This window comes from Acidovorax sp. CF316, from assembly GCF_000276605.1.
Lineage (GTDB): Bacteria > Pseudomonadota > Gammaproteobacteria > Burkholderiales > Burkholderiaceae_C > Acidovorax.
Genome location: NZ_AKJX01000204.1, coordinates 1 through 21577 on the forward strand (window position 1 = coordinate 1; position 21577 = coordinate 21577).

General features: G+C 68.3%; 19 protein-coding genes. 13 read left to right on the top strand and 6 right to left on the bottom strand.

Going from position 1 to position 21577, the window contains the following annotated elements; genetic code table 11:
* The 5 genes from PMI14_RS24780 to PMI14_RS24800 form a co-directional block, all read left to right on the top strand.
* The coding region (locus PMI14_RS24780) for a c-type cytochrome (RefSeq protein WP_007858529.1) at nt 1-363 on the top strand (363 nt) is incomplete at its 5' end.
* A 111-nt stretch (nt 364-474) separates the two neighbouring features.
* Nucleotides 475-1935 carry a cytochrome c oxidase accessory protein CcoG gene (gene ccoG / locus PMI14_RS24785; protein WP_007858531.1) on the top strand — a complete coding sequence of 487 codons (1461 nt, stop codon included), beginning with the start codon at nt 475-477 and terminating at the stop codon, nt 1933-1935.
* A gap of 45 nt (nt 1936-1980) precedes the next feature.
* A complete protein-coding gene (locus PMI14_RS24790) occupies nt 1981-2265 on the top strand; it encodes a FixH family protein (protein ID WP_007858532.1) in 285 nt (94 codons plus the stop codon).
* 35 nt (nt 2266-2300) lie between these two features.
* Complete coding sequence (locus PMI14_RS24795) at nt 2301-2594, top strand: hypothetical protein (RefSeq protein ID WP_007858533.1); 294 nt, start codon at nt 2301-2303, stop codon at nt 2592-2594.
* A gap of 140 nt (nt 2595-2734) precedes the next feature.
* A complete protein-coding gene (locus PMI14_RS24800) occupies nt 2735-3505 on the top strand; it encodes a helix-turn-helix transcriptional regulator (RefSeq protein WP_007858534.1) in 771 nt (256 codons plus the stop codon).
* Nucleotides 3506-4074: 569 nt separating this feature from the next.
* On the opposite strand, the gene PMI14_RS24805 is transcribed toward PMI14_RS24800, so the two are convergent.
* Together PMI14_RS24805 and PMI14_RS24810 are read right to left on the bottom strand one after the other, a co-directional pair.
* On the bottom strand, nt 4075-5076 hold the full coding sequence (locus tag PMI14_RS24805) for an MBL fold metallo-hydrolase (protein WP_007858535.1): 1002 nt from the start codon (nt 5074-5076) through the stop codon (nt 4075-4077).
* Between the two features lie 49 nt (nt 5077-5125).
* Complete coding sequence (locus tag PMI14_RS24810) at nt 5126-5809, bottom strand: glutathione S-transferase family protein (protein ID WP_007858536.1); 684 nt, start codon at nt 5807-5809, stop codon at nt 5126-5128.
* A 97-nt stretch (nt 5810-5906) separates the two neighbouring features.
* Between PMI14_RS24810 and PMI14_RS24815 the strand changes: the two genes are divergently transcribed.
* Nucleotides 5907-6851, top strand: a complete 945-nt coding sequence (locus PMI14_RS24815; RefSeq protein ID WP_007858537.1) for a LysR family transcriptional regulator — start codon at nt 5907-5909, stop codon at nt 6849-6851.
* On the opposite strand, the gene iaaH is transcribed toward PMI14_RS24815, so the two are convergent.
* The 3 genes from iaaH to PMI14_RS24830 form a co-directional block, all read right to left on the bottom strand.
* Nucleotides 6848-8404: an indoleacetamide hydrolase gene (gene iaaH / locus PMI14_RS24820; protein ID WP_007858538.1), complete on the bottom strand. Its 1557-nt coding sequence runs from the start codon at nt 8402-8404 to the stop codon at nt 6848-6850. The genes PMI14_RS24815 and iaaH overlap by 4 nt on opposite strands.
* Nucleotides 8405-8515: 111 nt before the next feature.
* Complete coding sequence (locus tag PMI14_RS24825) at nt 8516-10852, bottom strand: cytochrome P450/oxidoreductase (RefSeq protein WP_007858540.1); 2337 nt, start codon at nt 10850-10852, stop codon at nt 8516-8518.
* 55 nt (nt 10853-10907) lie between these two features.
* The gene (locus tag PMI14_RS24830) at nt 10908-11720 is read right to left on the bottom strand and encodes an IclR family transcriptional regulator (protein WP_007858542.1); all 813 of its coding nucleotides are present in this window, start codon (nt 11718-11720) and stop codon (nt 10908-10910) included.
* A 95-nt stretch (nt 11721-11815) separates the two neighbouring features.
* Between PMI14_RS24830 and PMI14_RS24835 the strand changes: the two genes are divergently transcribed.
* From PMI14_RS24835 to PMI14_RS24845, 3 genes are all read left to right on the top strand, one after another.
* Nucleotides 11816-12796 carry a tripartite tricarboxylate transporter substrate binding protein gene (locus tag PMI14_RS24835; RefSeq protein ID WP_007858544.1) on the top strand — a complete coding sequence of 327 codons (981 nt, stop codon included), beginning with the start codon at nt 11816-11818 and terminating at the stop codon, nt 12794-12796.
* Nucleotides 12797-12913: 117 nt separating this feature from the next.
* On the top strand, nt 12914-13885 hold the full coding sequence (locus PMI14_RS24840; protein WP_007858546.1) for an MBL fold metallo-hydrolase: 972 nt from the start codon (nt 12914-12916) through the stop codon (nt 13883-13885).
* Nucleotides 13863-14465, top strand: a complete 603-nt coding sequence (locus PMI14_RS24845; protein ID WP_035205625.1) for a histidine phosphatase family protein — start codon at nt 13863-13865, stop codon at nt 14463-14465. Before PMI14_RS24840 ends, PMI14_RS24845 begins: the two co-directional genes overlap by 23 nt.
* A 4-nt stretch (nt 14466-14469) precedes the next feature.
* On the opposite strand, the gene fnr is transcribed toward PMI14_RS24845, so the two are convergent.
* Entirely contained in the window at nt 14470-15189 is a 720-nt protein-coding gene (gene fnr / locus PMI14_RS24850) for a fumarate/nitrate reduction transcriptional regulator Fnr (protein ID WP_007858550.1), read from the bottom strand.
* 172 nt (nt 15190-15361) lie between these two features.
* Between fnr and hemN the strand changes: the two genes are divergently transcribed.
* From hemN to PMI14_RS24870, 4 genes are all read left to right on the top strand, one after another.
* Nucleotides 15362-16744, top strand: coding sequence for an oxygen-independent coproporphyrinogen III oxidase (gene hemN, locus PMI14_RS24855; protein ID WP_007858551.1), 1383 nt, complete (start codon nt 15362-15364; stop codon nt 16742-16744).
* 2 nt (nt 16745-16746) lie between these two features.
* On the top strand, nt 16747-17484 hold the full coding sequence (locus tag PMI14_RS24860; protein ID WP_007858552.1) for a sulfite exporter TauE/SafE family protein: 738 nt from the start codon (nt 16747-16749) through the stop codon (nt 17482-17484).
* Between the two features lie 286 nt (nt 17485-17770).
* Nucleotides 17771-19099 carry an HD-GYP domain-containing protein gene (locus PMI14_RS24865; protein ID WP_007858553.1) on the top strand — a complete coding sequence of 443 codons (1329 nt, stop codon included), beginning with the start codon at nt 17771-17773 and terminating at the stop codon, nt 19097-19099.
* Nucleotides 19096-21564: a bifunctional diguanylate cyclase/phosphodiesterase gene (locus tag PMI14_RS24870; protein WP_007858554.1), complete on the top strand. Its 2469-nt coding sequence runs from the start codon at nt 19096-19098 to the stop codon at nt 21562-21564. The genes PMI14_RS24865 and PMI14_RS24870 overlap by 4 nt, the downstream gene beginning before the upstream one ends.
* Nucleotides 21565-21577: the final 13 nt, after the last annotated feature.

Below are 21577 nucleotides of genomic sequence, written 5' to 3' on the forward strand. Positions count from 1 at the left end.
CCGCCGATGGCGGCGGCCGTGGGCTCGCCGGAAGACGTGCGCAACCTCTCGCACTACGTGCTGAGTCTTTCGAAGAGCCCGCACGACTCGCTGCGCGCATCGCTGGGCAAGTCCAAGTTCAGCGCCTGTGCCGCCTGTCACGGCATGGACGGCAAGGGCAACCAGGCCCTGGGCGCCCCCAACCTCACCGACGACGTGTGGCTGCATGGCTGGGGCGAGGCCGCCATCACCGCCATGATAAACAACGGCAAGACCAACCAGATGCCGGCCCAGGCCGAGAAGCTGACCGAGGCTCAGATCAATGTGCTGGCCTCGTACGTGTGGAGCCTTTCCAGCAACGGCGCTGCAGCCGCCGCGCGATGAGCTGAACCCGGCGCTCCTGGCCCCGCCTCCACGGCAGGGGCAGGGGCGCACCAGGCCCACCGCAATGCCCCGAACCGGCATTGCCGAAGGCCAGAACTTTCGAGAACTGCCATGAAGCCACCCAGCGGGCCTGCCCGCAAGGTCATTCCCATCACCCCGGTAGCCGCAGCCCCCGGCGGTGGCACCACCGATGCAGCGGCCGAAGTGGTGTCGCTGTACGAAGCGCAAAAGAAGATCTACCCGCGCTCCATCAGCGGCACCTTCGCGCGCTGGCGCTGGGCCATGGTGGCCCTCACCCAACTGGTGTTCTATGCCGTGCCCTGGCTGCAGTGGGGCGAGCGGCAGATGGTGCTGTTCGACCTGGGAGCGCGGCGCTTTTATCTGTTCGGGTTCGTGCTGTACCCGCAGGATTTCATTTACCTCACCGGCTTGCTCATCGTCAGCGCGATGTCGCTGTTCCTGTTCACTGCAGTGGCGGGGCGCCTGTGGTGCGGCTTTGCCTGCCCGCAGACGGTGTACACCGAGATGTTCATGTGGATCGAGCACAAGGTGGAGGGCGAGCGCAGCGCACGCCTGCGGCTGGACGCCGGAGCCTGGACCTGGGAGAAGATCCGCAAGAAGGCGCTCAAGCAGTTCCTGTGGATCAGCGTCGCGCTGTGGACGGGCTTCACCTTCGTGGGCTACTTCGTGCCCATCCGCGCGCTGGGCGGCGAGCTGCTGGCGCTGCAGGGCAGCTGGCAGATCTTCTGGGTGCTGTTCTACGGCTTTGCCACCTATGGCAACGCGGGCTACATGCGCGAGCAGGTGTGCAAGTACATGTGCCCGTATGCACGGTTCCAGAGCGCCATGTTCGACAAGGACACCCTGATCGTCAGCTACGACCTGGGGCGTGGCGAACCCAGGGGCCCGCGCAACAAGACCGTGGACTACAAGGCCAAGGGCCTGGGCGACTGCATCGACTGCACCCTGTGCGTGCAGGTCTGCCCGGTGGGCATCGACATCCGCAACGGCCTGCAGTACGAATGCATCGGCTGCGGCCTGTGCGTGGACGCCTGCAACACCGTGATGGACAAGATGCACTACCCGCGCGGCCTCATCCGCTACTCCACCGAGAACGCCGTGGTGGCCCGCTGGAGCGGCGCGCAGATGCTGCGGCGCGTGCTGCGGCCCCGCGTGCTCATCTACAGCGCGATTTTGCTCGCGCTGTGCGTGGGTCTCACGGCCAGCCTGGCCCTGCGCACCGCCTTCAAGGTCGATGTGGTGCGCGACCGCGCCGCGCTCTCGCGCATCGTGGCCGGCGGCCAGCTCGAGAACATCTACCGCCTGCAGATCATGAACGCCACCGAGGCCGGCCAGCGCTACCGCATCGGCGCGCACGGGATCGATGGGCTCACAGTGGCATCGGAAGCCGAAGTCGATATCGGCGCCGCCGAGTCGCGCTGGGTGGCTGTGCGCCTGCAGATCCCCTACGGCTCGGCTGCGCCCGGCTCGCACGCCGTGCAGTTCGAGATCGAGGCCCTGGGCGGCGGGGGCCATGTCACCGAGAAGTCGGTGTTCCTGGTGCCACGCTGACCGGGCCTTCCAGCCCGACGACCCCATTTTTTCAGGAGCCATCACATGCCATCCCCCTCCGTCGCCGCATCGTCCGTGGCCGTCCCGTCCGCCCCCTGGTGGAAGTTCGGCCATGTCTGGCTGGTCATCTCCGGTCCGGCCATCGTCGTCGTGGCAGGCTTTGCCACCTTGTGGCTGGCCATCGCCCGCCCCGACCCCGTGGTGGCCGAGGACTACTACCGCCAGGGCATCGAGATCAACAAGACGCTGGAGGACAAGGCCAGCAGCCTGGCCCCCGCCATGAAGGCCCGCAACCATGCGGCCACACCCGAGCAGGACAAACCGCGCTGACTGCGTCAAAGCATCCAAGTGAAGGAGACAAACCCATGAGACTGCAGCGCTTGATGTGGATTGCCTGGCCCGCCTTTCTGATGGCGGGTGTGCTGGAGATGCTGGTCTTCGCCTTCGTGGACCCGCAGGACATGCACTGGTTTGGCGGCCAACCGCTGTCCCTGTCGCGCGAGGGCGTCTACACCGTCGCCTTCTTTGTGTTCTGGTTGGTCACCATGGCATCGAGCGCGCTCACCACGCTGCTGGCCATGTCGCCGTTCGAGCTCAACCGCTGCCCCGTGGCGGTGACCGAGCGGCCGGCGGATTGCGCGCGGCACCACCCGCCCTGAGCTTCCTGGGGTTGGCGGGGCAGGGAAAACCGGGAGTGCGCAGGCTGGCACAGCTCTTGAATGCAGGCGGTGATGTCCCTACAGTAGCGGGCGGGCCGGCACCATTGCTGTGCCCATGCCTTGCACCTCTTTCGCCTGCCATGTACCTGAGCCACGCCCGCGTCGAAATGCTGTCCCGCCTGATGGGCCGGCTGGAGGCTGCCGACCTGCCGGCGAGCGCCCCACTGCGCCTGGCCGTGGGCACCGACCTGCTGGCCCTGCTGCAGGCCGACCATTTCGCCTCCTACGCCTGGGACGACGACGCCCAGCGCTTCGGCGACCGCGCCGCCCTCCACATGGACGACGCCAACCTGCAGGCCTACGAGGCGTACTACCAGTACCGCGACCCCATCACCCACCAGCTGCGCCAGCGCCGCGAGCCCACCCTGGTCACGCAGATCCTGCCCCAGCAGGAGCTCATGAAGACCGAGTTCTTCAACGACTTCCTGGCCCGCGACGGACTGCACCACGGTGTGAACCTCTTCGCCTGGGACGGGGAGCGCAACCTGGGTGATCTGCGTATCTGGCGCAGCCGCCAGCGCGGGCCGTTTGATCGGGATACGCTGGACCTGCTGCGGCTGGTGCAGCCGGCATTCACCGGTGCGCTGCGGCGGCTGCGCGAGCGGCCGGTGGAAGCGGCGCGGGTTGCACCTGCACCCGCTTCACCCGACCCCTGGCAAGGCCTCAACGGCCGCGCCCGCGAAATCGCCCAGGCCCTGTGCGCCGGCTGGCCCGACAAGAAGATCGCGGCCGAGCTGGGTATTGGCTACTCGACGGTCCGCACGCATGTGGATGCGCTGTTCGAGCGGTTCGGGGTGCATAACCGGACGGAGTTGGTGCGGCGCCTGTTGGGGGCGGGGCGGCCGCACTGAAGCGACTCTGGCCAAGTCCTGCGTTTCTCGCCCTTCGAGACCTTGCGCATTACCCCGGCCGCCGACCTATCGGCGGAATTGGCTGTGGAAGGTTAATCAGCAGTGTCCTTCTCTTTGTCACGTGCCGCTTCCTCGCGTGGCATTGCGGACGGGTCGTGGAGTGCTTGCGTCCCAGACGGGATAGGGCCGAACATCATTACGATGAATCCGGCGGGTATCGATAGAAAAGCAAGCCACGGAATGCTGAGTATGGCCATGGCGATGGGGCCATACCACATTGCGTTCTTGCAGTTCACCGCATGCGCTGATGGTTCACAGCCGGCCGGCCACCATAGGGGCCACAGGACAAATGGAACGGCAATAGGGGCCAACGCGATGATTAAGCCCCAACGAAAATTGGACATGGACACCCCATTGGAGCGAGTAGGTTGTCATGTCCCACCCGCTGTTTGCAAAGTGCCATGTTAGAGCCATGACCAAGGTCTGTGGTATCCCTCTAACGGGGGGGCTTTCTCCGCAAGCCTTGCCAGCGCGAGCACAGCACTCAATCCCTGCGACATCGCCTTTTTTTACTCCCCTGCCCGATACCGGTAGTCCACCGGCACGAACGCGTACTTCCCCTTGCCCTCATCGCGCAGGTAGCCTACCCCGGGGTACGGAATATGCGCCGCAGCCACCATGCGCCGCTCCTTGGCCAGCCGGGCGAACTGCTGCTTGCGCTGCGCCTTGGCGTCGTGGGGCACCACATCGTAGACGATGGTCACGTCCGGCCTGGGCATCTGCACCGCTTGCACATGCAGGATGTCGCCGATGAACTCCAGCGCCTCACCACCCTTGCCCTGCAGCACGAAGAAGCTGTGGCCTGGCGTGTGGCCCGGGGTGGGGCGTGAGCGGATGCCGGGAACCAGCTCCACCGCGCCGGTGAAGGGGCGCACCTGGCCTGACTTCACATAGGGCGCCAGGGCCGTGGTGGCCTGCTCGAAATAGGCCTTGTCGTAGCCGCGCACGCCCTGCTGGTTGGCGGGGGCGAGGAAGAAGTCCAGGTCCGGCTTGCCCACGTGGACCGTGGCGTTGGGGAAGACGCGCTGGCCCTGCGCATCGACCAGGCCGCCGCTGTGGTCGGTGTGGATGTGGGTGAGCAGCACGTCCTGGATCTGCGCGGGCTCCACGCCTGCCGCCTTGAGGCTGGCGACCAGTTGGCCGCCCGCGCCCGGGCCGAAGAAGGCGCCGGCACCGGCATCGACCAGGGCCAAGCGGTCACCGGCATAGACCAGGTAGGCGTTGATCGAGGCCTCCACCGGGTTGGCGAGGAAGCCGCGGTGCAGCGCCTTGTCGGTCTGTGCGGGTGTGGTGTTGGTGAGCAGGGCGTGCAGGTCCTGCGGTACCGAACCGTCGGACAGGGCCACCACCCTCACGCCCCCCACGCTGAAGCGGTAGAAGCCGGCCTGCTGGGTGGCGGGTGGAACGCTGGCGGGGGCTGCAGGCGCAGCGGCCTGGGCGATGGCCAAGGCGGGGCCGAGCAGCGATGCGGCGACGGCCAGGGAGAGGAGAGAGCGGCGTATTGTCGTCATGGTCTTGGAATGGACAAAGGGATGGGATATGCAGAGAGGGGCGGTGGGGTCAGGCCACGCGGCCATGCGGAAACAGCTGCGCCTTGGCATCGGCATCGAGCTCGGCCTTGAAGGCGTGCTTGCTGGCCAGCGCGCTGGCGGCGATGGCGGCGGGGCGGGCATTGAGCTCGTCGAAGTGGCGCTTGACGTTCGGGAACTTCGCCCAGGCGGCATCGCCCATCAGGTAGGCCAGGCCGCCACACCAGCCCCAGAGCGACATGTCGACGATGCTGTAGTGCTCATCGCCCAGTACGTAGCGGCGCGTGGCCAGCCGTGCGTCGAACAGGGTCCAGTGGCGCTCGGCCTCGAACAGGTAGCGGTGCAGCGCATACTCCTTGGGCTCGGGTGCGTAGTGGGTGAAGTGCACGGCCTGGCCGGTGAAGGGGCCCAGGCCCGTGGCGACCAGCATCAGCCACGAGAGCATGTCGGCGCGGCCCGCCGCGCCGGGCGCACCGAGAAAGCGCCCGGTCTTCTCGGCCAGGTGCAGCAGGATGGCGGCGCTGTCGAAGACCACCGCATCACCATCGACCAGGGCTGGCACCTTGCCGTTGGGGTTGATGGCGCGGTAGGCGGCGCTGTGCTGCTCGCCCTTCGAGGTATCGACCGGCACCATCTCGTAGGGCAGGCCCAGTTCTTCCAGCAGCAGCGCGACCTTGCGCGGATTAGGGGTGGGGTGGTAATAAAATTGGATCATCTGAAGCTCACAATCAGTGCAGTGGAAAGGTGCGCAACGATAGGGCGCGCAGGCACCGCAGCGTGAGTCGGAATTGCCGATAGGAGGTATAGGCACCATGGATATCCGGCGTTCCGATCTGCCGCTGTTGATCTCGCTCGATGCGCTGCTCGATGAGCTCAACGTCACGCGCGCAGCGCGGCGCCTGAACATCAGCCAGCCCAGCCTGTCGGGCCAGTTGGCCAAGCTGCGCGACCTGTTCGAAGACCCGCTGCTCGTGCCCTCCGAGAACGGCCGCGGCATGGTGCCCACGCACCGCGCGCTGGAGTTGAAACCCCGGCTCAGCGAGGCACTGAACCAGCTGCGCGGGGCGGTGGAGCTGGGCGAAAGCTTCGACCCCGCCAGCGCGCGCCGCGCGTTCGTGATCGCCGCCAACGACAGCGTGTTCAGCATCCTCGGCCTGGCGGCGCTGGGGCGCATCGTGGGCATCGGCAACCCCGATCTGCGCGTGAGCTTCGTGCCCGCGGCCGACTCCGGGCTGGTGGAGCGCATGGAGCGCGGCGAGGTCGACCTGTACCTGGGCGACGTGGGCAAGGTGCCCGGCCCGCTCAAGTCGCGCTACCTGATGGGCGACCGTTTCGAGATGGCGCAGCGCATCGGCCACCCGCGCGGCAAGGTGGCCGCCACGCTCGACGAGTACTGCGGCCTGTCGCATGTGCTGGTCTCGCAGTTGGGCCACCCGCACAGCCAGATCGACGAGCTGCTGGCGGCCCTGTCGCGCAGCCGGCGTGTGGTCGTCACCGTGCCCAGCTACAACCAGGTGGCCCTGGTGCTCACGCACACCGATTGCGTGGCCACCCTGCCCAGCCACCTGCTGCGCCGTTACGCGCAGATCCTCGAAATCCTGCCCGCACCGTTCGAGATACCGCCCTTCAACCTGGCCATGGCCTGGCATGCCCGCGCGCAGGAGGATGCGGGCCACCGTTGGCTGCGCGCTCTGTTCGTCAGCGCAGTGGCGCAGCAGGCGGGCGAAGCAGCGGTGCTCTCGCCAGCGCAGGACTAGATCCTGGGCGCCGGCACGCTGCCCAGCACTTTCTCGATCTCCAGGCCAATGGCCAGCAACCGGCGGTCGCTGCCCACCGGGCCGTCAATCTCCAGCCCCACGGGCAGGCCCGCGCTGGTGAGGCCTGCGGGCACCGAGAGGCCCGGTATGCCGGCATTGCTGCCAGGGTCGGTGTTGCGGATGAAGGTGGCAAACGTGTCCGCATCCGCGCCGCCGTTGAGCTTGACGGTGGACGAGCCCTTGGCCTTGTCCATGGGCACGGCGGGCAGCGGCGTGGTGGGGAACAGCAGGGCATCGAGGCGGCCCTGCGCAAAGGTGCTGGCATACAGCGCCTGCAACTGCGGCCGGTGCACGGCCATGGCCTCGGGGTAGGCCGGGCCGAAGGCATCGGCCTTGATCGCACCGAAGGCGCCCTGCACATCGGGGCTTGCGACCTGGGCTGCCACCTCGGCCACCGTCTTCACAGGTGCGTTGTTGGCCGCCAGGTAAGCGGGCAGATCGGCCACGGGCTCGTGCAGCGCGATCTGGAACGACATCTTCTCGTTGAGCGGCAGCAACTGCGCCATGTCCACCTCCACCAGCGTGGCGCCGGCCGCGCGCAGTTTGGCCAGCGCTGCGTTCACCACGGCAGCCAGCGATGCGTCGAGCCCCGCCCACAGCGGCCGCGGCAGGCCCAGGCGCACACGCGCCAGGGGCATGGCGGGCAGGCTGGCATCGCCGGTGATCACCGCGTCGAGCAGGGCCACGTCGGCCACGGTGCGGCCCATGGGGCCCACGGTGTCGCGCGTGTGGCTGATGGGCACCACGGCCAGTGGGTCGTGGTAGCGGCGCTCGGCCCCGCCATTGCCCACCGAGGGGCGCAGCCCCACGATGCCGCACAGGGCCGCCGGCACGCGGGTGGAGCCGCCCGTGTCCGTGCCCAGGCCGGCCGCCACCATGCGCGCGGCAATGGCCGCCGCGGTGCCGCCCGACGAACCGCCTGGGATGCGCGTGGGGTCGTACGGGTTGCCCACGGCGCCCGCGAACGGCGCGAAGTTGGTGCTGGTGATGCCGAAGGCCAGCTCGTGCAGGTTGGCCTTGCCCAGCACGATCACACCCGCGTCGATGAGCTTTTGCAGCGAGGGCGCCGTGCGCGGTGGCTTGAAGCCCTGCAGCGCAGGCGTGCCACCGGTGGTGGGCAGGTCGGCCGTGTTGATGTTGTCCTTGACCACGATCACCAGGCCCGCCAGCGGGCCGAGCGCGGCGCCCGAGGCGCGTGCCGCGTCGATGCGCCGCGCGGCGGCCAGGGCGCCGGCTTCGTCGAGCGTGATGAGGGCGTTGAGCGACTGAAGCGCCCTGGCACGCGCCACCAGCGCGGCCACATAGTCCACGGCCTTGATCTGGCCGCCCTTGATCTGCGCAATGGCCTGGGCAGAGGTCAGCTGGGTGGGGTCCGACGGCGTGGAGGCCGTGCTTGCGCACGCGGCCAGCCAAGCCGGGGCGCTGAGGGTGCCGGCCAGCGCGCCAGCGTGTTGCAGAAATTGGCGGCGGGGCTCGGGCGAGGGGTGGCTCATGAAGGCGCTCCTGAAGGTCGATGACATGGAGCCTTCAGGTTATCGGCGGTGCCCCGCGTGCGGTATCCCCAGGATTGAGGAGGCGGACTCCCAACGGGGTCGCGCCTCCCCTCAAAGGAACAGGATGACCCGCTCCCCCGCTGCCCGCGAGCAGCAGGCCATCATGCGCTGGTTGGCCTGGCGCTCGGTCTTGGTGAGCACCTTGTCGCGGTGGTCGATGTCGCCGCCGGCCACCTGCACCTCGCAGGCGCCGCACAGGCCCTCGCCGCAGTCGCAGGGCACATCCACGCCCGCAGCCTGCAGCGCCTGCAGCAGGGTCTGGTGGCGCGGCACTTCGATGGTGAGGCCCGAGTCCTTGAGCTCGGCGGTGAACGCGTGCTCCTTGCTCGGGTCCAGCGCCGCGTTGTCGGTGCTGAAGTGCTCGAAGCGCAGCACGCCCTCGGGCCAGTGCTCGGCCAGTGTTTCGAGTTCGGCGATCAGCCGGTCCGGCCCGCAGGCGTAGACGCGGGTGGCGCCGTCCACGTGCCGCAGCAGCGCGGGGAGGTCCATGCGCTGGCCCTCGGCCTTGATGTGCAGGGTGGCATGGCCGGCGTGGTCCTTGAGCACGCGGCTCAGCAAGGCCATGTTCTGGCGCGAGCGGCCCGCGTAGTGCAGCTCGTACGACAGGCCCAAGGCCTTGAGCCGGTCCGCCATGGCCAGGATGGGCGTGATGCCGATGCCCGCGGCCAGCAGCACGTGGTGAGCACCCGCTTCGTCGATGCGGAACAGATTCTTGGGCCCGGCCAGCTGGATTTCGTCGCCCGGCTGCAGGGTGTCGCAGAAGTGCCGCGAGCCGCCGCGCCCGCCTTCCTCGCGCTGCACCACGATCTCGTAGCAGCCCGGGTGCGCGCCCGCGCCGCACAGCGAGTACTTGCGGCGGTGGCCCCCGGCGATCAGGTCGATGTGCGAGCCCGCGGTCCATGTGGGCAGGGGCGTGCTGCCTGCGGCGGCGATGATGAAGCGGTAGAGGCCATCGCCCTCGGCCAGCTTGTCCTTGACGACCACGGCGCGGGCGATGCCATCCTTGGGCGGTGGGCCGATCTGGAACTTGGCGAGGACGGCAGGTGCCTTGTCGGCTTGGCGCTCGGGGTTCTGCAGCGGATCCCACTGCACCCACAGCGCCGACGGGCCGCGGAACGAGGTGTTCGACAGGAACTCGAATTGCTGCCCGTCGACGAGTGCGATGTGCGGCAGGCGGCGCACGAATTCCTCGAGGAAGATGCGCATCTGCATGCGCCCGATGTTCTTGCCCATGCACTGGTGTGCGCCGTAGCCGAAGGTCAGGTGCTCCACCGCATTCTCGCGGTGCAGGTCCACCCGGTCCGGGTCCTCGAAGTGGCTGGCGTCCGCATTGGCCGAGGCCTGGAACAGCAGCAGCTTGCCGCCCTTGGGGATCTTCACGCCGCCGACCACGGTGTCGCGCGTGGCCATGCGCCGCCAGGCGATGATGGAGCCCGCCACGCGCAGGCATTCCTCCACCGCGTTGGGGATCAGCGCGGGCTGTGCGCAGATCTCCTCCCAGGCATGGCGGTGCGAGAGCAGGGTCATGAAGGCGTTGGCCGTGGCGTTCGACGTGGTCTCGTGCGCGGCGGCCAGGATGGCCATCATCATCGAGCGCAGGTAGGACTCGGTCACGATGTCCGGGTGCGCGTGGTGCTGGCGGATGGAGTCGTACATCCAGCCCTCGCCGTCGGGGCTGGCCATCATGGTACCCAGGATGCCCTGGGCCGTCTGCCAGAAGCGGCCCACGTTGTGGGCAATCTCCAGTTGCTCCTGCGCCGTGGGCCGGCCCCAGGTATTGAGGGTGTGCGCCACCGCGAAGTTGCGCAGCTGCTCGGCCCCTTCGTCCGGCACGCCCAGGAAGTGCAGCGCGATGGTCAGCGGAATCTCGTAGAACATCTCCGCCACCAGGTCCGCGCGGCCCTTGTCCACGAAGCGGTCCATGTACTTGCGCGCCAGTTCGCGGATGGGCTGCTCGTAGTGCATCAGGCGCTCGGGCATGAAGGCGTCCATCAGCAAGCGCCGGCGTGCCATGTGGTCGGGCTCGTCCTCGTTGACCATGGTGCGGTTCATCGCGAAGCCATAGCTTTTCAGGATGGCCATCACCTCGTCGGTCGCGGGCGTGATCTTCTCCAGCGCGACCGAGGGCGAGAACAGGAGGTTGTCGCGGAACACCGCCTTCACGTCCTCGTAGCGCGTCACCACCCAGTAGCCCAGCTCGGGACTGTAGAAGACCGGCTCCTCCTCGCGCGCCCAGCGCACCACCTCGGCCGGGTCCTGCTGGTAGCTGGGTGCGAATGGGTCGAACGCCGCCGCGCGCGCGCTCACGGGGCAACCCGTAGGGCTCTTCAAGGCGGCGGCCATCGCCGCATGGTCGACCGGGCAGCGGGAGGCGGCGGGGGCAGTCATCGTGAATCTCCTTTTGCGTAAATGTATTACGCAATCTGATTGCAAAGATTCGGGTTTACCCTGGGTTTCCTTGGTAGCCCATGGCCCGGCTGATCAATCGGGCCTCCTGCAGCAAGGCGGGGCAGATGGCGCCGTCGGGCCGCAGGTCGAAACCGCCCGTGGCGCCCAGGGTGGTCAGGCAGGCACAGACATTGCCGGTGGCGTCGAAGACCGGCGCGGCGAGTGCGCTGATGCCCTTGAGCAGCGAGTCATTGGCCATGGCCCAGCCCCGCGCGCGCACCTGCTGGCGCAACTGCTCCACCGGCCGGGTGCCATCGAGCTGCGAGCGCCGCTCGGCAGAGGCCTCGGCCAACTCCTGCTCGGCCATGTCGATCACCAGCCGGTCGTTGGAGAAACCCAGGAACACCCGGCCCGTGGCCGACCACAGCGTGGAGAGCACCGAGCCCGCGCGGATGTTCACCGTGACGGGCAGGGTGGGCTCTTCCATGCGCAGCACGGTGGCCCCCTTGTTGCCCATCACGGCCAGGAAGGCGGTGACTTCCAGTGCCTGGCGCAGCCTTTGCAGGGAGGCCTCGCCCAGGCGGATGGGATCGCACTGGCGCAGGGCCGCCAGGCCGATGGCAATCGACTCCTGGGCCAGGTAGTAGTGCTGGTTGACGGGCGACTGCTCGACAAAGCCCTGCTGGCACAGGCTGGCGAGGTAGCGGTGCACCTTGGCGGGGCTCTCGTCGACCTCGGCGGCCGTGGCGGTCAGGCTGGCGGCGCCGCCCAGGCGGGTCAGCGCCTTGAGGACGCTGAGCCCCATTTCGGCGGACTGGACCCGTTGCCGGCGGTCGGCCACCCGGGCCGTGGAAGGGGATGTGCTCATGGTGTTTTGCTGGTGGACCTAGGGTAAACGCTGCCCCGGTTTATTACGCATAGCGGAGTAACATCACGCAGATATTAATCCCCTGAGGTGCAGACATGTTGAAGAATCGACGCTTGTTGGCTGGAATGCTCGCCCTGCCGGCCTTGCTGGCATGGGCCGCCCCGGCCAGCGCGCAAACCTACCCGGCCAAGGCCATCCGCTGGCTGGTGCCGTACCCGGCGGGCGGCGGTTCCGATTTTCTCGCGCGCACGGTGGGCCAGCAGCTCTCGACGCAGATCGGCCAGCCGGTGCTGATCGACAACAAGCCCGGTGGCAACACGGCCATTGCAGCGGTGGAGACGGGCCGCGCCGCGCCTGACGGCTACACCATCCTGTCGGCCGACAACGGCACCATGGTGTTCAACCCCGCGCTGTACAGCAAGCTCACCTACAACCCCAGCAAGGACCTGCTGCCCGTGACGCTGATGGGCAGGTTCCCGATGATCCTGGTGGTCAACCCGGGTGCTGACTTCAAGGACGCCAAGGACTTCGTTGCCAAGGCCAAGGCCAAGCCCGGCGCCATGAGCTTCGGCTCGGCCGGCGCGGGCAGCCCGCACCACCTGGCGATGGAGCTATTGAAGGTCGATGCCGGCCTGTTCATGACCCATATCCCCTACCGCGGCGCTGCGCCCGCGCTGACCGACCTGGCCGGCGGCCAGATCCCCGCGATGATGGTCGACCTGGCCGCCGGCGGCGCCTTCATCAAGGCCGGCAAGGTGCGCCCCCTGGCCGTGGCCAGCGCCAAGCGGCTTCCGCAGCTGCCCGATGTGCCGACCTTTGCCGAACTGGGCTTCAAGAACGTCGAGGCGTCTGCCCAGGTGGGCATCGTCGCCCCCGCAGGCACGCCTGCGGACGTGGTGGCTGCACTGCAAAAGCAGGTGGCTGCCGCCATCAACCAGCCCGCGGTCAAGCAAAAGCTGGTGGACTTCGGCATCGAGCCCGTGGCCAGCACGCCGGCCCAGTATGCAGACCTGATCCGCACCGAGACGGACCGGTGGCACAAGCTGATCAAGGCGCAGCGCATCACCCTGGACTGAACCCCGCTCCTGGCAAGACCCCATAGCCCCTACTGGTTTGCACCGGGCCTGGTGCCATCGTGCCACTCTCCGTTACAGTTGAAAACCCATCAGTTCAACTCAATACCGGAGAGTTTCATGCTGTCACGTCGCCATTTTCTGGGTGCTGGGCTTGCCGCCCCTGCCATTTACGCGGCGGGCTCGTTCGTGCCCGTGTGGGCGCAGAACGCGCCCAACTTTGGTACGCCCACCCTGCCCAACCCCGGCTTCCGGCGCATGAAGGTGGGCGATGTGGAGGTGGTGGCGCTGGTCGATGGCATCACGCGCCGCCCGCTGGGTGAGGAGTTCGTGAAGAACGCGCCGCTGGCCGAAGTGCGTGCGCTGCTCACCTCGCAGGGCCTGCCCACGGACTACATCGACGTGCCCTACACCCCCTTCCTGGTGGTGGCAGGCGGGCGCAAGATCCTGATCGACACGGGCCTGGGCGAGTTTGGCGGGCCTACCACCGGCAAGCTGCTGGAGAGCCTGGCCGCTGCAGGCCTGAAGGCCGATGACATCGACACCGTGCTCATCAGCCACTACCACGGCGACCACATCAACGGCATTCGCAACAAGGCGGGCGCGCTGACCTTCCCCAAGGCCAAGGTGCTGGTGCCGGCTGCCGAGCATGCCTTCTGGATGGACGATGCCCGCATGGCGGCCGCTCCTGCAGGCATGAAAGGCGCCTTCGAGAACGTGCGCCGCACTTTTGCAACCATGCCGGCCGACACGCTGGTGCAGTTCGGCGCGGGCACCGAAGTGGCGCCAGGCATCCAGTCCGTGGCGGCCTATGGGCACACGCCGGGCCACACCCTGTTCGAGCTCAAGTCCGCCGGCCAGAACTTCTTTTACGTGGCCGACCTGACCAATGTGCCGGCCCTGTTCGCACGCAACCCCGACTGGGCCGTGACCTTCGACATGGATGCCGAGGCCGCGCGCAAGGTGCGGCGCGAGGTGTTCCAGCGCATTACTGCCAGCAGTGCCATGCTGGGGGGCTTCCACTTCCCGTTCCCGGCATTCGGGCGCATGGCTGCATCGGGCAATGGCTATGCCTTCCAGCCCGCAGCCTGAGGCGGTCGTTGGCCGGCGCGCCCTGCTGGGCGCAGGGCTGGCGTGGACCACGCTGCATGCTTGGGCCGCCCAGGACTCCGACGCCGATGCCCTGCTGCGCAAGGGCGGGGTGGTGGCTGCGTTCCGCCATGCGCTGGCACCGGGCACCTTCGATCCACCGGGGTTTCGCCTGGGCGATTGCGGCACGCAGCGCAACCTCAGCGAAGAAGGGCGCGAGCAAGCACGGCGCACCGGGGTGTGGTTCAGGGAGCGCCAGTTGCAGCCGTCCAAGGTGCTTTCGAGCCCCTGGTGCCGCTGCATCGACAGTGCTACTCTGGCATTTGCCGCGCCCCAGGTGTGGCCCGCGCTGGGTTCGCCGCGCGGCGCGCCGGAGACTACCGGTGCCAGCCATCTGCGCGAGCTGCGCCAGGCGCTGGTGGCCGCGTCGGCACGGCGCGGTGGCTTCGAGGCCTGGTTCACCCACATGTTCGTGCTGTCCGATCTGGCCAGCACCAACACCAGCTCGGGCGAGGCGCTGATCCTGCGTGCAGACCGCAGCGGCAAGACCGAGGTGCTGGCCCGCCTGCAGGTCCAGGGCTGATGTTTTAGCTACACGTCTGCGAGTTCACGATGCGCTTGAGCGCGTCCGTATCCAGGATGCGCACATGGCGCTGCTTGACCTCGACGATGCCGTCCTCGGCGAACTTCGAGAAGGTGCGGCTCACGGTTTCGAGCTTGAGGCCCAGGTAGCTGCCGATCTCCTCGCGCGTCATGCGCAGCACCAGCTCGGACTGCGAGAAACCGCGTGCATGCAGGCGTTGCACCAGGTTCAGCAGGAAGGCCGCCAGGCGCTCCTCGGCGCGCATGCTGCCCAACAGCAGCATGACACCGTGCTCGCGCACGATCTCGCGGCTCATGATCTTGTGCACGTGGTGCTGCAGGGCCGTGACCTCGCGCGAGAGTTCCTCGATGCGGTCGAAGGGCATCACGCAGACCTCGGCATCCTCCAGGGCCACGGCGTCGCAGGTGTGGTGGTCGTTCACGATGCCGTCCAGGCCGATGATCTCGCCCGCCATCTGAAAGCCCGTCACCTGGTCGCGCCCGTCCTCGGTAGCCACGCAGGTCTTGAAGAAGCCGGTGCGGATGGCGTACAGCGAGGTGAAGGTCTCGCCGTTGCGAAACAGCGTGCCGCCGCGCTTGACCTTGCGCCGCGTGGCCACGATCTCGTCGATGCGCTCCAACTGGGCGTCGTTCAGGCCCACGGGCATGCACAGCTCGCGCAGGTTGCAGTTGGAGCAGGCGACTTTGATGGTGAGCGGGTTCATGGGCGCAGCAGCTGTTGGGGGTTGCGAGCGGATCGCATCCGGCGAAAGGAGCGTGGTGGTGGCTGACATGCATCAAATTGTGGGCCCTGTGGGCCTCGCAACACTTGATCCAAGTCAAGGACGGGGGCGTAGGCCTGCGGCAAAGTGCATATCCAACAAGGAAACGCTCCCCATGACCGCTGTGACGCCCGAACTCCTGACCCGTTTCGACGTGCCGGGCCCCCGCTATACCTCCTACCCCACGGCCGACCGTTTCGTCGAGGCTTTTGGCGAAAGCGACTATGTGCTGGCCCTGGCCCAGCGCAAGGCGGGCACGCCGGGCAAGGCGCTGCCGCTGTCGCTGTATGTGCACATTCCGTTCTGCGAGTCGCTGTGCTACTACTGCGCCTGCAACAAGATCATCACCAAACACCACGACCGGGGCGACGTGTACCTGCGCTACCTGGCGCGCGAGGTGGAGCTGCACACGGCCCACTGCGGCACGGGCCAGGTGGTGAGCCAGCTGCACCTGGGCGGGGGCACGCCCACCTTTCTGTCGGACGACAAGCTGCGCGAGCTGATGGCGGTGCTCAAGCGCAGCTTCACGTTTGCGCCGGGCGGCGAATACTCGATCGAGGTGGACCCGCGCACCGTGACGGCCGAGCGTCTGGCGGTGCTGGCCGAGCTGGGCTTCAACCGCCTGAGCTTTGGCGTGCAGGACTTCGATGCCGACGTGCAGAAGGCCGTGCACCGCGTGCAGCCGGCCGGGCAGGTGTTCGCGCTGGTGGAGGCGGCGCGCAGCCTGGGTTTCGAGTCGGTCAACGTGGACCTGATCTACGGCCTGCCGCGGCAGACGCCCGAGTCCTTCGACCGCACGCTGGAGCAGGTCAAGGCCCTGCGGCCCGACCGCATCGCCCTGTATGCCTACGCCCACCTGCCTGAGCGCTTCAAGCCGCAGCGGCGCATCGTGCCGGCCGAGCTGCCGGCGGCGCCTTCCAAGGTGGCCATGCTCTCGCGCTCGCTGCAGCAGTTCATGGACGCCGGCTATGTGTACGTGGGCATGGACCACTTCGCGCTGCCCAGCGACGCGCTGGCCGTGGCCAAGCGCCAGGGGCGGCTGCACCGCAACTTCCAGGGATACAGCACGCAGCCCGACTGCGACCTGATCGCCCTGGGCGTGTCGGCCATCGGCCGGGTGGGCGCCACCTACAGCCAGAACGCCAAGACCCTGGACGAGTACTACGACCTGCTGGACCAGGGGCGCCTGCCCGTGGTGCGCGGCCTGGCGCTGAACCGCGACGACCTGGTGCGCCGCGCCGTCATCATGGCGCTGATGTGCCAGGGCGAGCTGCTGTTCGAGTCCATCGAGGCGGGCTGGCTGATCGATTTCAGGCGCACCTTCGCGGCCGAGCTGGAGCAACTGGCGGGCCTGCAGGAGCAGGGCCTGGTCAGCGTGACCGACGAGGGCATCTTCGTCTCGGCCATGGGCTGGTTCTTCGTGCGCGGCATCGCCATGGTGTTCGACCGCTATCTTCAAGCGGACCGCAACCGCGCCCGCTTCTCCCGGATCATCTGACCATGCTGGCCACCCTGGGCTGGACCGCGCTGCTCATGGGCCTGGCCGGCGGCCCGCACTGCCTGGCCATGTGTGCCGCGCCCTGTGCGGCGCTGGTGGGGCAGGGTGGGGGGCAATCCGTTCGCTGGGCCGGGCCTGGCGGGGGCGGGCTTGCCGCGGCCCCTGTCGCTCCATCCTTCTCCTTGGCGCGATCCATCGCTTTCCATGGCGGGCGGGTGGCGGGCTATGCCGTTCTGGGCGCGGCCGCTGCGACCGCGATGGACAGCCTGGCCTGGCTCACCCAGCGCACGGCCGCGCTGCAGCCCGCCTGGACCTTTGCGCACCTGGCCATGATGGCCTGGGGCCTGCTACTCATGGTGCAGGCACGCCAGCCCGCCTGGGTGGAAGGCCTGGGCCGCTCGGTCTGGCAGCGTGTGCAGCCCCTCACGGCGGGAGCGGGCGGCGTGGGCGTGGCCGGGCTGCTGTGGGCGCTGATGCCCTGCGGCCTGCTGTACTCGGCCCTGCTGGTGGCCGCGCTCAGCGGCGGGCCGGTGCAGGGCGGCGCCACCATGGCGCTGTTTGCCCTGGGCAGCGGCCTGTGGCTGGTGGGCGGGCCCTGGCTCTGGTCGCGCCTGCGCAGCCGTATCAACCAGGCCCGGGCCGACTGGGGCACCCGCGTGGCCGGGGGGCTACTGTGTGCGGCGGCCGGCTGGGCGCTGTGGATGGACCTGGTCTACAAGCCTTCGCTGTGGTGCCGGTGATACACCGGCCACAGGTGCGGGTGGGGCCTGCCGGACTGTTGTTTTGCGTGTCCTACGTGCTTGCACGGATGCGAGGGGCTCCCCGGGGCGGCAGGGTGTGCCGTTCGCTGCACGGCCTGCCCCAGGGTTTTTACCAAGAGGTAAATCGCCCCACAGCCCCCGCCGGCCTTGGGATGGGGGGTATGTCCTATGACATTGCGGGGCAAGACAAGCGTTCAGAAGTGGAGATAATGGGTGTAACCAATGGTGGCAGAAGTGCCGCCGTGTCTCCTCACGCACGTTTGAAGTGAATTCGTCCATCCTCATCGATATCCGCCAGTTGCGCATCGGCATGTACATCCAGCTCGACTTGGGCTGGATGCACCATCCGTTTCCGGTGAGCAGCTTCCGGGTGGCGTCGGCCGAACAGATCGCCACCTTGCGCGAACTGGGGCTGACCGAGGTGCGATACGTCCCCAAGAAGAGCGACCCCGACCTGCGCGAGCTGGCACTGCCCCCGGTGGGCAGCCCCGAGGAAGCACTGCCCGCCGATGCCCCTGGCGCTGCGCGGGAGGCGACGGCCCCCGCTCCGCTGGCGGTGCCATCGGACCCTGCTGCGGACGAGGCCGCTGCCCGCCGCCGCCAGCTGCTGGAGGCGCAGAACCGCGCCCTGGCCCTGTGCAACCAGCGCTTTGGCGAGGCCACGCGCCGCTACGTGGAGCTGGAGAAGGTGGTGGTGGAGCTCCCCGAGCGCGCCCGCACCGATGGCGAGCTGCTGGTGGCCGGCTGCGTGACCGACCTGCTCAACAATGGCGACTCGGTGATCCGCCTGCTCTCCGAAGGCGTGGGCGAGCCTGGCGCGCTGCACCCCGTGAACGTGCTGGTCGTGAGCCTGCTGCTGGGCAAGGCCCTGGGCATGAAGGCCGAGGACCTGCAGGACCTGGGCGTGGCGGCCCTGATCCACGACCTGGGCAAGATGCGCCTGCCCGATGCGTTCAAGAACGCCCAGCCCCACATGCCGCCACCCGACCGTGCCCGCTACGAAGGCCATGTGCGCGAGTCCGTGGCGCTGGCAGGCCGCATGGGCCTGGGCAAGCCGGTGCTGCTGGCCATTGCCCAGCACCATGAAATGGTGGATGGCAGCGGTTTTCCCATGCGGCTCACGGCGCACGACCTCTCGCGTCCCGGCCAGGTGTTGGCGCTGGTCAACCACTACGACCGCCTGTGCAGCCCCGGAAGCGGCATGGGCGGGCTGACGCCGCATGAGGCGCTGTCGGTCATCTTCGCCCAGCACAAGGCGCGTTTCGACGCGGTCGTGCTGGGGGCCTTCATCCGCATGATGGGGGTGTACCCGCCGGGCTCCATCGTGCAGCTGGTCAACGACCGCTATGCCATCGTGGCCTCGGTCAACTCCTCGCGGCCGCTTCGGCCCAAGGTGATCGTGCACGACCCGCGCGTGCCCAAGGACGAGGCACCCATCCTCGACCTGGAGACGGTGCCCGAGCTCGGTATCCGCCGCAGCCTCAAGCCCGCCCAGCTGCCGCGCGAAGCGCTCGACTACCTGTCGCCGCGCAAGCGCATCTGCTACTTCTTCGAGCGCGCCGTGGCCCCCGTCCCCGAAGAGGGTGGAGCGTGATCCGGCCGCTGCCGCAGGCATGGATCGATGGTTTGCTGGAGGCAGTTTGGCTCGTCGATGAAAAGACGCTGCACATCCTGGCCGCCAACCAGGCGGCCGAGCACCTGACGGGCCTGTCCATCGCCGACATGCAGGGCACGCCCGTGACACTGCTGGCAGCCACGCCGCAGGACCAGGTCTTCTGGAGCCAGCCCGCAGCCGTGGTGGCCGACGGCATCCACTCCCACACCAGCGTGCTGCACTCCACCGGCAGCCTGGTGGCGGTGGAGCGGCGCGTGACGCGCGTGCCCCGGCTCGAAGGGGGCACGGCCTTCCTGGTCACCATGGTGGACCGCAGCCACCAGCAGGCCACCGAGCGCGAGCTCGAAACCCTGCTGGCCGAACTGCGCGCCACACTCGATTCGGCTGCCGACGGCATGCTGGTGTGCAGCCTGGACGGGCGCGTGCGCGCCTTCAACCAGCGGCTGGCCCAGCTGTGGAACGTGCCGGCCCCGCTGCTGGTGCGGCGCGACGATGAAGCCCTGTTCGCCCACATGGCCGACCAGGTGGCCGACGTGCCCACCTATGTCGAGCGTCTGGCCGCCATCGTGGCCGAGCCCATGCAGGAGAGCATCGACATCCTCGGCTTGCGCAACGGCATGAGCCTGGAGCGCCGCTCGGTGCCCCAGTTCAGCCAGGGGCGCGCCGTGGGCAGGGTGTACTCGTTTCGCGACATCACGCGCCAGCACGAGGTACAGGCCAGCCTGCGCCTGGCGGCACGGGTGTTCGAGTCGAGCATGGACGCGATCTTCATCGCCGACAGCCACCACCGCCTGATGCGCATGAACCCCGGCTGCGAGCGCCTGGTGGGCAAGACCGCGCGCGCCTTCGAAGGCGCTGCGGCCGCCTCGCTGTTCGGCGGCGGGCCCGATGCCGACTTCATGGCCCAGGTGGAGGCCGGCTGGGCGCGCGAGGGCTTCTGGGAGGGCGAGCTGTGGCTGCCGCGCGAGAACGATGCCTACTGCGCCGTGCAGCTGTCGTGGGTGGCACTGCGCGACGACGAGGACCGGCTGGTGCAGAGCATCGGCTTCATGCGCGACCTCACCTTGCAGCATGCCGCGCAAAAGCGCATCGAAGAGCTGGCCTACAGCGACGTGCTCACCGGCCTGCCCAACCGGCTGCTGCTGTCGCAGCGCGTGGACACGGCGATCCAGGGCGCGCGCCAGAGCGACACCGGTTTTGCCATCCTGTTCCTGGACCTGGACCGCTTCAAGATCATCAACGACTCGCTCGGCCACCCCTTCGGTGACCGCGTGCTGCAGCTGGTGGCCGAGCGCCTGCAGACCTGCCTGCGCCAGACCGACATGCTGTGCCGGCTGGGCGGCGACGAGTTCGTGATCTACCTGCACGGCGGCGACTCCGTGGTGGCCGAGAGCGTGGCGCGCCGCATCCTCGACGAGATGCTGCGCCCCTTCACGCTCGACAGCATGGGCTTCTCCATCCAGTGCAGCATCGGCATGGCGCTGTACCCGCAAGACGGCAGCTCGCTGGACGAGCTGATCAAGCAGGCCGACACCGCCATGTACCAGGTCAAGGAGCGCGGCCGTGGCAGCTACGGTTTCTACCAGCCGCAGATGAATGCCAACCTGCTCTCGCGCATGAAGCTGGAGCACGCCATGCGCCAGGCGCTGGGCGAGCAGCGCATGGCCGTGCACTACCAGCCCCAGGTGAGCATGGAGACCGGCGCCATCACCGGTGCCGAGGCCCTGATCCGCTGGACCGACCCGGAGTTCGGCCCGGTCTCGCCCGGTATGTTCATCCCGCTGGCCGAAGAGTCGGGCTACATCGTCACGCTGGGCGCCTGGGTGATGGAGCAGGCCGTGCGCGAGGCCGCGGCCTGGATCCATGGTGGCCACCCCATCGTGGTGTCGGTCAACGTCTCGGCGCTCGAGTTCCGCCAGCCCGACTTCGTGGAGCGGCTCACGCGCCTGTTGGCCGTGCACCAGCTGCCGCCCACGCTGCTGGAGCTGGAGCTGACCGAGACCATTTTGCTGCAGGACGCCACCGAGATGGAGCAGCGCCTGCATGAACTGGCGCGGCTGGGCGTGAGCCTGGCCATCGACGACTTCGGCACCGGCTATTCGAGCCTGGCCTACCTGAAGAAGCTGCCCATCCACAAGCTCAAGATCGACCAGTCCTTCGTGCGCGGCCTGCCCGACGACGATGGCGACCGGGCCATCGTCAGCGCCATCATCAGCATGGGCCATGCGATGCGCATCGAGGTGGTGGCCGAGGGGGTGGAGACCGAGGTGCAGCGCGCCGTGCTCGCGCAGATGCAGTGCGACCACTACCAGGGCTTTCTGCGCGCCCCCGGCCTGCCGGCCGAGGACTTCCGCCGCCTGCTGGGCCGCCCGGTCGCGGCACCGCCCGGCGTGCCGGCGCCGCAGCCGCTGGCTGCCAAGCGCGCGTCGGATCCCGAAGACTGAGCGATCTGCCGCG